Genomic DNA, 13,365 nt, shown 5'->3' on the forward strand with positions numbered 1-13,365 from the left:
GGAAGGAATACCTGTGTCCACGTTCGGTCCCCTCACTGTCGAGCACGAGCTCCAACCCGATCACGTCGACGTCGTCAGAGCGACGTTGCCGTTGGTGGGTGCCAATATCGACGCCATCACAACAAACTTCTATGCACGCATGTTCGCCGCACGACCGGAGCTGCTGCGAAATCTGTTCAACCGCGGGAATCAGGCACAGGGAGCGCAGCAACGAGCTCTGGCCGCGTCGATCGCAACGTACGCCACCCATCTGGTTGACCCGACGCTGCCGCACCCGGACGAAATGCTGTCCCGGATCGGACACAAGCACGCATCTCTCGGAATTACCGCCGACCAGTACTCGATCGTGTACGGGCACCTCTTCGCTGCGATCGTCGACGTACTCGGTGCCGAGACAGTGACGACCGAAGTCGCCGAAGCCTGGGACCGGGTGTATTGGATGATGGCCGACACTCTCGTCGATCTCGAGAACCGCCTTTACGAGAGCGCGGGAGTGGTTGCGGGACAGGTCTTTCACCGCGGAATCGTCACTACGCGCACCGAAGATCCGTCCGGGGTAGTGGTGATCGGTGTGACCGGCGACTGGCCCGAGCTTCGAAAGGAGCACCCGGGTGGGTACGTCTCGGTCGGAGTGACTCTGCCCGACGGCGCGCGACAGATCCGCCAGTACAGCCTCATCTCCGGCAGTGACACAGGCGAATTGACGTTCGCCGTCAAGCCTGTCGTCGCCAGCGGTGGCTGCCCGGCAGGTGAAGTGTCGAACTGGATCTCGAGCACGCTACGCCCGGGAGACCTCATCGACATCAGCATCCCGTTCGGTGATCTGCCGACAGAGGACATCTCTGCGGGGCCCGCCGTATTGATCTCGGCCGGCATCGGCATCACGCCGATGAACGGGATTCTCGAACATCTCGCTCTGTCGGGTACACAATCCGAGGTGTTGGTTGTCCACGCAGACCGTAGCCCCGCCGACCATCCGCTTCGGGCCCGTCAGCGACAACTGGTCGACGCCTTGCCGAACGCCGTCCTCGAACTCTGGTACGAGGAGCCCGGCGATGTGGCCGATGCACACCATGGGCGGTTGGATCTCACTCTTGTCGACCTTCCTCAGGGTGCGTCGTTCTTCGTCTGCGGCGGTAACGGTTTCGTGCAGGCCGTCACCTCACAACTCGTCGACTGTGGGGTCGACAAGTCGCGTGTCCATTGCGAACTGTTCGCCCCGGACGAGTGGTTGCTCGGCTGACAGCCACAGCCCCACCATTCGCTGCCGTCGCCTCTTATTGTGTCCGGGAGTCTCGGCGTGTTTACTGGTGCCCGGTGATCTCGTGCCCGTCGGCTTCGTTCGGCGGCCCCCTAGTGCGCGGGCTTTCATATGTGGTTGCAGGAAGTCGAGGGTCGAACCCTCGAACAGTTCGTGTACGACGGTGTGTCGCTGGCCGCTGCAGATTCGATGCGGCGTTTGCCGCCGTTCCACCGAGATCTGTTCGACGACTTCGTCTTCACCGCGTCGGCGGTGGCGGTGGGGGAGAGCGACTGGGCCAGATTCCCGATTGCGTGCATGGGATACCTGTCGGCTGTCCACGGTGATCTGACAGTGGTTCCGCCGCTGATCCCACCCGACACCGCGGCTGTGGTGGCGGGGGTGCTTTCCCGATTCACACGATTCAGATCCGGTGACACACGCGTCGCGGATGGATCACGCATCAACGAGGAGCAGTATCGACTTGCCGAGGACTTGTTCTTCGGTCTCGGTACTGATCGTGGAGACGGCGTATATGCGGCGGGCGCGCGGGCGCACAGCAGGATGATGTCGGCGCGCATCGCCGACGGGTTCGTCCATCCCGCCGTCGGCGCGCACCTGTGGAGTGATGTCCCCGCCGCACCGTCCGCGCACCCGAACAGCGGCTCCGAGATCACCGTGCTCGAATCCGTACAGACACTCGTGGCGACGTGGCGCGACTTTCCGGCCGAACGTCCGGGTACAGAACGCGACATACTCACCGCCGCAAGGTGTGTGGGTTGGGCGGGAGTTGTGGCACCGATGGCTGCCGGGGAGTCCGGTGGGTGGTATGTACGCTCCCCCGAGGGGCGGGCACCGTCGGGGCCGAGGGTACTCGTTCCGGTGATCATTGCTCGCTCGATGCGGACGATGGTTCGGTATGAGGCCGGCGTCGTACTGGGAGGTCGTGCTGTGACGCCGAACCGTCTGGGCTACGGCACCGGACGGGGAGGCTTCATCGCCCTTGTCGGTCAACTCGTCGATGCGATCGACCGACGAGACCGGTGGGCAATAGCGCGACGCGCGACAGGTCCTTTACTCGACGAGTTGTTGTCCGGTGAATACAACGAACACTTCGGGTTGCCCACCACTTTGGCGGAGCCCCTTGGTCTCGATGGTGCGCCGGTCGTGCTCGTCGACGACGGTCTGGCGATCGTCACCGCGCCGGTGATGCGGCGACACGTCGGCGTAGTGGGCGCTGTGTCGGCGCTGCTGGTGCAGGCCGAGGGCGACAATGGTCCGTGGTTCGCGGCGTCATTGACGCAGGACACGCTGTTGGACAGTGCGTTTCGAAGGCGGGTTCAGCACGAGGCGTTCGAGATCGACGCCGACTTCGAGATCATCGCTGCGCACAATCCTCTCGATGCTCACGCATCATCCATCGATTGGGACGACGACTCGGTGATCCTGCGGCACAGCGACACCGGCGTGACGACCGTTGCGGATGTACGCGCCGTGGCCGCGGGAGAGTTGGCACTGGCTCGCCGACGACGGGCTCACGTTCACCGGCTTGTTACTGCGTGGGTGCCACCCGGAATTGGTGCGCGATTTCCAGCACTGTCACAACGGAGGTCGACCATGACTGATCTCACCGCCTCGCAGGCCGAGGAAGTTCACACGGTGGCGCAATTCGTTCGTTGCAACCATCCCGATGTGATCACGAGACTGCGCAATCACATTGACCTGCTGGTGACTTCGCGGGGCCGTTCCGGTGACCGCCTGGGCCCCGACGAGCGTCTTCAGGGACCGGCATCGCGGGACGAGACGACCCGCGTTGTCGTTGCATGCAGCTTTCACCCGTACTCCGACGATCTCGGCACATTCGTACCTGAGACCGGACCGGTCTTGGTACGGGTGCGTGTTGTCGGTCGACGCCTGTCGCCGACGGAACCTCCGCTGCGGACGATCGGTTCTCCGAATGCAGCGATTCCGGTGACCGAAGCGGAGGGCTGGGTCCGTGCCGCGCTCGGCGATCGGTGGGCCGACTACGCCTACGAATACAGAGACGCTCGCGAACCGACGGCCTCGAGGGCGGCGTCGTTCCGGTTCGGGTTGCTCCTCGACCGCACCGCCGCGCCCATGCTCGCGCCCGACAACTTCGACTGGTCCCGGCTCGACGGCCCGAACGAGAACACTGTTCGCAAACTCGCACCCAGCGCGGTCAATGTACCTCTGCAACAACATCTCTCGAAATTCGGTCCGTACGCGGCGACCGCCGATTATCTCGACCCCAGGACGACTCCCGACGGTAGATGGCGAGTCCGTGTCGACAGCCGCAACGCCGACCCCGGCACCCTCGACACGTTCACTGTGCTTGCCGACAGACTCTGTATCCGCAGCGTGGTGGACACCCGCTTCGTGCCGCTCTCACTCGACCTCGAAGGCCGGATTGCAACGCTGGTCTACCAACTCACCGGTAGCCCCGCACTCTACGACGCAGACGTACCCATCCCGACCGAGCCTGAACTGCGTGTACCGCCGACTGACCGCACGTGGGTCGAGCAGTACGGACACCACCCGCCAATTTTTCCGCTCACGGCCGAGCAATGGGCGTCCGGCCTGTGCGCATTCTGGACCGAGATGGTTGCCTACGGACGTATCGGCGACGTACGGGCGCCTTGGGCAGGGAGGTGACGAATCAACGAACTACGTAGCGGCGAGCCGGATGTCGACACGACCCCGGCCAGGCCACGGCGGCAATTCGTCAAGCGGCCACCACACACGAACAGCCTTCGTACTCGGGTGGTTGTGCGGTGAGCGGCTATTTCGATGGGGTCGAGCATCGCGATACGTTGGTAGTTCTCGTTGGTCCTGAAGGCTTTGCCGCTCAGTCGTCACTCTTGATCGCGTAGTTGATACGACGCGGCGCATTGGGGTCGCGCGGAGGTGGCTTCTGGCGTTCGAAGGCCGCCTGGAACCACCCGCCTGGTGGAATCTCGATCTCGGGAGTCGTCCTGTCATCGAGGTCGAACTGGGTGCCCGTGTCCGGATCGACCTCGTCCCACAATTTTCTCACTTCGGATGTCGTCGAATGGAATTCGCTCGCATCCACGATATGACGTGTCTCGTCGATCCCGAAGTGGGGCCACGCAAAATAAACATGCAAAGGACCGGCTGGCGGAACGGGCGTCAAAATGAGGCCGCTTCGACTGTGCAGGCGGTTTCCACCACCGCCGTTGGGACTCAATCCCGTTCGTCTGCCGGGCAGGTTTGTGGAGACGGTTCCGTCGACGTCCTCGAAACCGAGGAGCATCGGCGGCGTGTGATTCGACTCCGGTCTACCGAACCCGTACATACCCAGCAAACGATCGGATTCTCGGACACTGGCTTCGACCGAGAAGGTCATGCAAGTGCTGTAGATCCGTGCACCGCTCAGCCACGCACCGATCCTGTCCGTTTCGGCCAGAATCAATCTCAGAGGTACTACGGCCGGGATTTCGTTGATGGGCACGCCGCGAAAACGCGGTGGGGGTGGGCCGGATGCGGGTGTGTCGTTCATGATCGTCACTCTCCCGCGGACCGATGCGGTGCGCAAGGTCGGATGGCGTTCCGGCATGCCGTCCGGTCTGTTCGCATGCGTGCTCACGCTTCGCTGCCAGACCGCGCGGTACGAGAGCACCGGTGGGCGATCGTTGTTGCCCGGTCGCTCGGGCGCGCAGACCTCTCGAGATCGGTAGGCATGAAGTCGACGGATCTTTCGTTTCGGGGCACATGAATCTGCCGTCGTCTCACCACGGCGATGCGGGAATCGACTTGGGCCACTCCGTTCTGACCGGACATGCGGCTTCGTGTGATCTAGTGGGCCCATGGCGTGGAATCCGAAGTCGACCGATTCCCAGGACTGGGACGAACGAGGGCTACGCGAGGCCGCCGACGTCGACGCTGGGGCGTGGCTCCTCGAAGGAATCGGAAAGTTCGGCAGCGGTGTGGCCGCGCTGATTCCGCGTATCTTCCCGTCGTACGCGCGAATCTTCCATCCGGCGAGGAGCATCGACGACGAACCGGTCACCTGGTCGGCGGTTGCCCGAGCCAACGGCCGGATTGCGCACCCGGCGATGGAGTGGGGTTCCATCGTGGGCAGCTGGCAAGCCAGCGAGCAGGAGGGCGTTTGGCACGATTCCCCGATGCAAGGTTCGTTGCCGGTAGGCACCACCCGGGCGTTGGCAGACACACTTCGACGCTTCACACAGGCGCCGGCGCAGTGCTGGTTCGGGCACTGGGAAGGATCTGGGTATATCGACGTGCCGTCGAATGAACTTCGACTGCCGATGCCGTCTCGAAATATGGTGCTCTTCGCGGGCGGTATCGATCTCGCCGACACCCAGTTCGGTGCCAGTGCTCGGTTTCCCTCTGTAATGAGCGCCCACCTGTGGTGGCCGGATGATCAGGCATGGTGCGTGGCAACGGACATCGACTTGATGACGACCTACGTCGGGGCGTCGACCTCGTGCATCGACGCACTGCTCACGAACGCCGAGCTCGAGGCGCTGCCCGTGCCTGTCACGCAAAGACTCACCTGGGATACCGACACCGTCAACCCGCTACCCGCTTGCCCGTAGGTGAGGGGTTGCCGGTCGAGGAAACAGCACGAGACCGATACCCGGCCCCACGAACGGCTTTACCGTAATGTCCTTTTCGTGACTCGAACTTGGACCGTGCGAACCACCGTTGTCGGTGCTGCCCTCGCGGCTGCGCTTCTGGGCATTCCCGGGGTGGCGTCAGCTCACCATCAGGAGTTCACGCCATTTCCGTACAACATTTCGCTCGGACGAGAGATGTCTTTTCCGTGCGCAGGCGAGGTGGGCGGCGACGTGTACACGCCGCACGATCGGCCGGGCATCGCGGTGGTCACGTTGACCTGGCGGACATTCTTCACCAACGATTGTCCACTCACCGTGTTCGTGAACATGAACAACTTCGATGCACCCTGGGCCGACCCGTACAGCGGTGCCAAGCCAACCGGGGGCTCGTGGATGGTGCACCTGAACTCCGCCGCAATCGGTTTTGTGCCCCCGGAAGGCGGCGAATGGAGCAAGCAGATAGCGATCGATATCGGTTCCGGTAGAGCAGGTTTGACGGTGACGACTGATGCCCCACTCAACACGACTTTGCTCGATCCGGCCGGCAACACTGTGCGCTTCACGGTGGCCTGACGACGCCACAGTCGTCGGACGCACGGAAATCTCCGGGTCCCGAGTCGACTCGAATACGAAGCGTCACTTCGGCGTTCAGCTTCGTCACCCCCCTGGAGGGCCCGGATAATCGAATGCTTCTGAAAACCGTCGCCTTATGCGACGTCACATCAGGCGCGGGCTTGCACCTTCCGTAGCGTCATGTGGTGCAGTGGACGTATCCCGCCCACCGAGGAAGGCAGCAACACATGTTCTCGTCTTTCACCCCGCCGCGCCAGGTCACGATTGGGGGTGCCGCGGCGTTCGTCGGCACCACGCCGCGAGCGATCCGTCACTACCACCAGATCGGCCTGATCCCGGAGCCCGAGCGGGGGAGCGACGACCGCCGCCGCTATGGCTACGACGAGATGATCCGGCTGTTGTGGATCCGCCGGATGGCCGAGGCCGGCATTGCTCTCGACGATATCCGCGACGCCTTGTCGGATGCGCCCGGTACCGCCGACAGCGACGTCGCGCGCATCCTTGATCGGCTCGAAGGGTCCCTCGTTGCCAGGCAGGCCGAACTCGAGCAGCAACGGAAAGCTGTGCAGCGCATGCGAGCTCGGGGGAGCAGGCTGGGCCTGCTCTCCGATGTCGTGGGCGACCGCCTCGCAGGCCTGCGCGAGGGGGCCCTGCGCCAGGACGACCTGGACACCCTGCTCGTGACCGAGCGGATCTTCAGCGAGCTCGGCGCGTCCGTCCAGGCGTCGCGGTTCATCGCCCTGGCCGCCCGCCCGGACCTGCGGGAGGCTTCTGACCGAGTCGACGCCGCCGAAGACGCGCTCGACGACACGGTAGCCGTCGACGACCCTCGCGTGGCAGAGGTGGCTGCGGAACGGCACGCCTTCGAGACCGCACTTCGCACGGTCATCGACAGCTCCGGCCTGGCGCAAGCAGACGACGGCCGATTCGACGCGTGGGACGAGTTGCACCCCCCGCCCGCCGACGCCGGTTCGGCGTGCGGGTCGACAAGCCTTGCCGAGACCGTCCGGATGATGCCCTACGACTTTTCCCCTGCACGACTGCGATGCATGGAACTGGCCCTGGAACTCGACGGATCCGGCACGACATGAGTCTCCGGAGTGTCGGGTCGAGTTCGATCCGGGGCACAGTCCCTGCTCAGGTCGGAGCTTGGCCAGAATGTGCTGGACTTCGGCTGCTGCCGTAGGCATTACGTGGTGCCTCGCGCACCGTCGAGTAGGCGAGGGCTTCGACGCAGCGCGTCCCGCCGATGGCTCGCGGGTCGACAACGCGTGTGCCGCGAACTGTCGGTGTGCCGAGCGGTTCTATACAGGCACTGTGTGCGGTCACAAGTGAAATGAAAAGACAGTCCCTTGCCATTGATTTGCAAAACAATTGCACTGCGGAACTAACGTCCAGAATATCGTTCTGATCCGATAGGGACCAGTTAGGCTCGGTCGGTGACGGACTCAACGTGGGACGGGTATGTCCGAGTGCGCGGTGCTACCGAGCACAACCTGGCAGCGGTCGATGTCGACATACCCCGCAATGCCTTCGTCGCGTTCACAGGGGTCTCGGGGTCCGGGAAGTCGTCACTGGCTTTCAGCACGTTGTACGCCGAAGCGCAGCGACGCTACTTCGAGTCTGTTGCCCCCTACGCGCGGCGACTGCTTCAGCAGGTGGGCGCACCCCATGTCGCCTCCATCACCGGCCTTCCACCGGCCGTTGCGTTGCAGCAACGCCGGGGTTCGCCCAGTTCACGCTCGAGCGTCGGCACCATCACCACGATGTCCAACCTGCTGCGCATGCTGTATTCGCGGGCCGGTACCTATCCTGACGGTGCTCCGCTGCTCGCGGCCGAAGCGTTCTCACCGAATACCGTCGCCGGTGCCTGCCCACGATGCGGTGGGTTGGGCGACTTCCACGATGTGACAACGGAACTGCTCGTTCCCGACCCCTCTTTGAGCATTCGGGAGGGAGCGATCGCGGCGTGGCCGGGCGCCTGGCAGGGCGCGAATCTGCGCAGCATCGTCAGCGGCATGGGTATCGACATCGACGCGCCGTGGCGCACGCTGAAGAAGAAGGACCGAGACTGGCTTCTGTTCACCGAGGAGCACCCCAAGGTGTTCATCGAGCCCGAAGAAGGCCGCGTCGACCACAGTTACGAGGGCAAGTTCTGGAGCGCCCGGAGTCACGTGATGCACGTTCTGGCGGACTCGAACAGCGAGCGCATGCGGGACCGCGCGCTGCAGTTCACCGAAACCGTCCGCTGCCCGAAGTGCTCCGGCAGTGGACTGCGCGAAGATGCGCTGGACGTCACCATCGCCGGCCACTCGATCGCCGAGATCAATGCGCTATCGCTGACAGAACTTGCCGCAGTACTGCGCCCGGTATCCGAACAGTCGGGGGAGGCCGCTGAAGTGGCGGTGCGCATCACCGCCGACCTGCTGGCCAGAATCGACGTGTTGCTCGAGTTGGGTTTGGGCTATCTGGCGCTCGGGCGAAACTCGACGACTCTGTCGCCTGGCGAGACGCAGCGGTTGCGGATCGCCACTCAGCTCCGTTCCGGTCTCTTCGGGGTGGTGTACGTGTTGGACGAACCCTCCGCGGGGCTGCATCCCGCGGATGCCGAGCCACTGCTCGACGTTCTGGACCAGCTGAAGGCGTCGGGCAACTCTCTTTTCGTCGTCGAACATGACATGGATGTGGTCCGCCGTGCCGACTGGGTGGTCGATATCGGGCCCGCGGCGGGCGAGGGCGGCGGCCGGGTTCTGTACAGCGGCCCCGTCGACGGCTTGGAAGAGATCGAGGAGTCGGTAACCAGCAAGCATCTCTTCGGGCGAGCGGAATCTCTGCAGCGTGAGCCGCGGCCCACCGACGGATGGCTGACTCTGACCGGAGTAACCCGGCACAATCTGCGCGAGTTGACGGCGAAGTTCCCACACGGGGTGCTGACGGCGGTGACGGGTGTGTCGGGTTCTGGGAAGTCGACGCTCGTCAGCCAGGTCTTGTTCGAGGTGGCGCGCCACCGCCTCGAGACCGCGGCAGACGAGGACGATGACGCGCAGATCGAAGTCGACGTGGCCGAGGTCTCCGGAATCGAGACGTTCACCCGACTGGTCCGGGTGGATCAGCGTCCCATCGGCCGCACTCCACGATCGACACTGGCCACCTACGTCGGAATGTTCGACATCGTCCGCAAACTGTTTGCCGCCACCGATGAGGCCAAGGCTCGAGGATGGGCACCCGGACGGTTCTCCTTCAACGTCGCCGACGGACGATGCCCCACGTGCCAGGGCGACGGTTTCGTCGAGGTGGAGCTGTTGTTCCTTCCCGGCACCTATGGCCCGTGCCCCACCTGCCACGGTGCCCGGTTCACCCCGGAAACTCTCGAAATCACCTGGCGCGACAATACAATTGCCCAGGTATTGGGCATGTCGGTTGACGAGGCTGCGATGTTCTTCGCCGATGTCACGGGAGCATCCCGCAGTCTGGAGACTTTGCGCGATATCGGGCTGGGCTACCTTCGGCTCGGTCAACCCGCGACCGAGTTGAGCGGCGGAGAAGCGCAGCGCATCAAAATTGCCACCGAATTGCAGCGCACTCGCCGCGGCACTGCCCTCTACCTACTGGACGAACCGACAGCAGGGCTGCACCCCTCCGATGTCGCCCTGCTCATGCGTCAATTGCACCTGCTCGTCGACGCGGGCAACACCGTGGTGATGGTCGAACACGACCTGGATGCCGTAGCCTCCGCAGACTGGGTCATCGACCTCGGTCCCGGCGGCGGCGACAACGGGGGCACCGTGGTCGCCACCGGCACTCCCGCCGAAGTGGCGGTGTCCCCGAACAGCAGAACGGGATCATATCTGGCCCGCCGACTCCAATCCTGAACTGGCGCTTCATCTTGCAGGGGCGCTCTACGCAAGGGCTGCACGATACGGTCGGAAGAAGTCGCGCAATTCTTGCGCGTACAGCTCGGGCTCCACGAACGGCGCGAAGTGCCCACCGCGCGGAAGTTCTTTTGCACGAACGACATTCGCGACGCGGTCGAGCCACGCGCGGGGCGGATTCGTGAAGAGGTCACCCGAAAAGAACGAGAACCCTGACGGCACCTCGACGCGGCGGGCGTGCTGCTCCGAGGGAATGGACGCGTTGGCGTTGTACATACGCATCGACGAGCCGATGGTCTCGGTGAGCCAGTAGAGGGTGACGTTCGTGAGGATCTCGTCCTTGGTGAAATTACGCTCGATGTCACCGTCGCCGTCGGTCCACCCTCGCAGCTTCTCGACGATCCATGCGGCCAACCCGGCCGGGGAGTCGGTCAACCCGACGGCAGCGGTCTGCGGTTTCGTGCGGTGCATCGCAGCGTATGCACCCTCTGTACTGCCCCACGCGGCGGACCTGTCGAGAAAGTCCTGCTCCTGCGGTGACAGTTCGGCGCGGTCGCCGGTGAACACGGGCAGTCCCGCATCCATACGATGGACGGCCACGACAGAGTCGGGGTGATCGAGTGCGAGGTACCGGCTCACGGCGCTGCCGATGTCGCCTCCGGCAGCCCCATAACGGGTGTACCCCAGAATGTGCATCAGCTCGGCCCAAAGACCAGCGACCGCAATCGAATTCAAAGGGGTGCCTGCCGGTGTATCCGAATAGCCGTAGCCCGGCATGTCGGGCACGATGACGTCGAATGCATCGGCGGGGTCGGCACCGTGTGCGCCCGGATCGGTCAGCAGCGACACCACTTTCGAGTAGCGCCAGAACGAGTCCGGCCATCCATGGCTGAGAACCACGGGAAGAACCGGGCCCACAGGTGCCACTGCCCGCGCGTGCACGAAGTGGATGCCCAGATCACCGACGTCGACCCGGAATCGAGGATGCTTCGACAGGGCAGACTCCTGCGCTCCCCAGTCGAATTCGTCGGACCAGTATTCGACGAGTTCACGAAGGTAACCGACGTCGACACCGAGTGACCACCCAGCATCGGCAGGACTGTCCGGCCACCGTGTTGCGCGAAGTCGTGTTCTCAGGTCATCCAGCGCCGCAGCAATAGTCGTCGAAACGAATGGTTCGGGACGCGTCATGAAGGGGAGTCTACGTCCTGATGTGGCCGCGGTCAGGTGAGTCGGTGGGGGCAAGTGGTCATGTCCGCCGCTGTGCCGGAGCCAGTTTCGTCGCTACAGAGCTTCGGCCACTACCGAACGATTCGATACCGAAGGGGTCGAAGTCCTCGGCCATCCAGCTCGGCGATAGGGGCCAATCGGATGGTCGGTCAGATAAGTTGTCCCGTCGGGAACTTCGTGCCGCATTCGTCGTCGAGCAGCGCCACCGCTGTCCCGGCGGGACGCGGAACCGCAGCTGCCGAGCAATCCCGCCGTCCTCGGCTATCTGCCCGCCAGATCGCTTTCGTCTCGCAACGCGGAAGTATTGCGATCGAGTGTCTTGCCCTCGAAGAATGCGGGATGGCGGAACCTCATGACGATCATCAGCACAGCGCCGAGGACGAGGATGCCGAAGCCGAGGAAGAACACGAGTCCGATGCCGCCGATCGAGGCTCCGCTGGCGTTGTCGGGATTCATGCTCTCGCCGAGTGATATGACGAAAACGGCGAGCAGCATGAGGCCACCGAGAAGTGGAAACAGGAAGCGGAAGACGGTGTTACGGACACTGTCGAACAGCCTGCCGCGGAAATACCAGATGCAGGCAAAGGCCGTGATGCCGTAATACCAGCAGATCATGATGCCCAGGGCCGCGATGGTGTCGATCAGAGTGCGCTCGGACAGGAACGTGACCACTGTGTAGAACCCTGCGGTGATGGCCCCTGCGACGACGGTTGCGTAGGAAGGCACCAGGAAGCGAGGTGACACTTCGGCGAATTTCTTGGGGAAGGCACCGTAGGAACCCATCGCCAGCATCGTTCGCGCAGCCGGAAGGAACGTGGTCTGCAAGCTCGCCAGTGAGGACACCAGCACGGCCAGGAACAGCAGCAGCCCGCCCCATTTACCGAGCACCGGGTCGGCCAGAGAGCCGAAGACGTTCTCGGCGTTGTCCGGGTTACCCAGGCCCAGGCCGTCCTCGCCTACCCCTGCGTACATCATGGCGGCCACCGCCACGAGTAGGTAGGTGAGCAGAATGGTTGCCACGCAGAGCAATCCGGCGCGGCCGGGCGTCGTCTTCGGGTTCTTCGATTCCTCGCCGAGCGTCAGGCACGTATCCCAACCCCAGAAAGCGAAGATGGATCCCGTGAGTCCGATGACGAACGCACCGACAGCCACGCCGGTGAACGGGTTGAACCAGTCCAAGTCGAAAGTGACCTCGCCCGGGGCGTCTCCTGCTCCGACATGAATCAGCGCAACGACGGCGAAGACGACGAGAAGCACCATCTGAAAGCCGACCGTGACGATCTGCAGCTTTTCGCTGGTGGTGATGCCTCTGCTGGCAATCCAGGTGGCCGCTGCGATGAACACCAGCGTCGTACCGACATTGACGAACTTGTTGCCCGGTAGATCGGCGATCGACGGTGTGTCGAACAACTTCGCTATGAACAGATAGAAGAACTGCACCGCGATGGCCGCAAGATTGGACAACACGATGATCGTCGCAATCACCATGCCCCAACCGCACATCCATCCGACGTAGGGTCCGAATGCTTTGGTCGACCACGTGAACGACGCACCGCAATCGGGAGACTCGGAGTTCAGCTCGCGGTAGGCATATGCGGTGAGGAACATCGGAACGAAGCCCGCGATCAGGATTGCCGGCATCTTCAGACCTACGGCAGCGACGATCAGGCCGATGCTTGCCGTCAGAGTGTAACCCGGTGCTACAGATGAGATTCCGAGTATCGCGCCAGAGAAGGTGCCGACTGTGCCTGTCGCCAGCCCCTTGGCGCTGACTTCACCGGCAGTGGGCGAGGGCCCGCTTGCGTTCTTGCCCATATTCGAGCCTTCCGTC

10 protein-coding genes are annotated in these 13,365 nt (G+C 63.5%); 7 read left to right on the top strand and 3 right to left on the bottom strand.

Annotation, left to right across the window (positions count from 1 at the left end; translation table 11 throughout):
- Window positions 1-13: 13 nt before the first annotated feature.
- Both RFA01S_RS25190 and RFA01S_RS27355 read left to right on the top strand, forming a co-directional pair.
- Window positions 14-1,243, top strand: a complete 1,230-nt coding sequence (locus tag RFA01S_RS25190) for a globin domain-containing protein (RefSeq protein WP_032393229.1) — start codon at window positions 14-16, stop codon at window positions 1,241-1,243.
- Between the two features lie 135 nt (window positions 1,244-1,378).
- A complete protein-coding gene (locus RFA01S_RS27355; RefSeq protein ID WP_139278542.1) occupies window positions 1,379-3,913 on the top strand; it encodes a hypothetical protein in 2,535 nt (844 codons plus the stop codon).
- Between the two features lie 193 nt (window positions 3,914-4,106).
- Here RFA01S_RS27355 and RFA01S_RS27575 read toward each other — a convergent pair whose 3' ends face one another.
- Window positions 4,107-4,532 carry a hypothetical protein gene (locus RFA01S_RS27575; RefSeq protein ID WP_139278543.1) on the bottom strand — a complete coding sequence of 142 codons (426 nt, stop codon included), beginning with the start codon at window positions 4,530-4,532 and terminating at the stop codon, window positions 4,107-4,109.
- Window positions 4,533-4,776: 244 nt separating this feature from the next.
- On the opposite strand from RFA01S_RS27575, the gene RFA01S_RS25210 reads away from it, so the two are divergent.
- The 5 genes from RFA01S_RS25210 (at window position 4,777) to RFA01S_RS25230 (ending at window position 10,304) form a co-directional block, all read left to right on the top strand.
- Window positions 4,777-4,956, top strand: coding sequence for a hypothetical protein (locus tag RFA01S_RS25210; RefSeq protein ID WP_032383901.1), 180 nt, complete (start codon window positions 4,777-4,779; stop codon window positions 4,954-4,956).
- A gap of 129 nt (window positions 4,957-5,085) precedes the next feature.
- Window positions 5,086-5,838 carry a hypothetical protein gene (locus RFA01S_RS25215; protein WP_032393231.1) on the top strand — a complete coding sequence of 251 codons (753 nt, stop codon included), beginning with the start codon at window positions 5,086-5,088 and terminating at the stop codon, window positions 5,836-5,838.
- Between the two features lie 78 nt (window positions 5,839-5,916).
- Entirely contained in the window at window positions 5,917-6,432 is a 516-nt protein-coding gene (locus RFA01S_RS25220; protein WP_032383903.1) for a hypothetical protein, read from the top strand.
- 227 nt (window positions 6,433-6,659) lie between these two features.
- Complete coding sequence (locus RFA01S_RS25225) at window positions 6,660-7,523, top strand: MerR family transcriptional regulator (protein ID WP_032393232.1); 864 nt, start codon at window positions 6,660-6,662, stop codon at window positions 7,521-7,523.
- 348 nt (window positions 7,524-7,871) lie between these two features.
- The gene (locus tag RFA01S_RS25230; RefSeq protein ID WP_032393233.1) at window positions 7,872-10,304 is read left to right on the top strand and encodes an excinuclease ABC subunit UvrA; all 2,433 of its coding nucleotides are present in this window, start codon (window positions 7,872-7,874) and stop codon (window positions 10,302-10,304) included.
- Between the two features lie 27 nt (window positions 10,305-10,331).
- Here RFA01S_RS25230 and RFA01S_RS25235 read toward each other — a convergent pair whose 3' ends face one another.
- Together RFA01S_RS25235 and RFA01S_RS25240 are read right to left on the bottom strand one after the other, a co-directional pair.
- Window positions 10,332-11,495, bottom strand: a complete 1,164-nt coding sequence (locus RFA01S_RS25235; protein ID WP_032393234.1) for an epoxide hydrolase family protein — start codon at window positions 11,493-11,495, stop codon at window positions 10,332-10,334.
- Between the two features lie 300 nt (window positions 11,496-11,795).
- On the bottom strand, window positions 11,796-13,349 hold the full coding sequence (locus RFA01S_RS25240; RefSeq protein WP_032383980.1) for an APC family permease: 1,554 nt from the start codon (window positions 13,347-13,349) through the stop codon (window positions 11,796-11,798).
- Window positions 13,350-13,365 lie beyond the last annotated feature (16 nt).

This window comes from Rhodococcoides fascians NBRC 12155 = LMG 3623 (assembly GCF_001894785.1).
Classification (GTDB): domain Bacteria; phylum Actinomycetota; class Actinomycetes; order Mycobacteriales; family Mycobacteriaceae; genus Rhodococcoides; species Rhodococcoides fascians.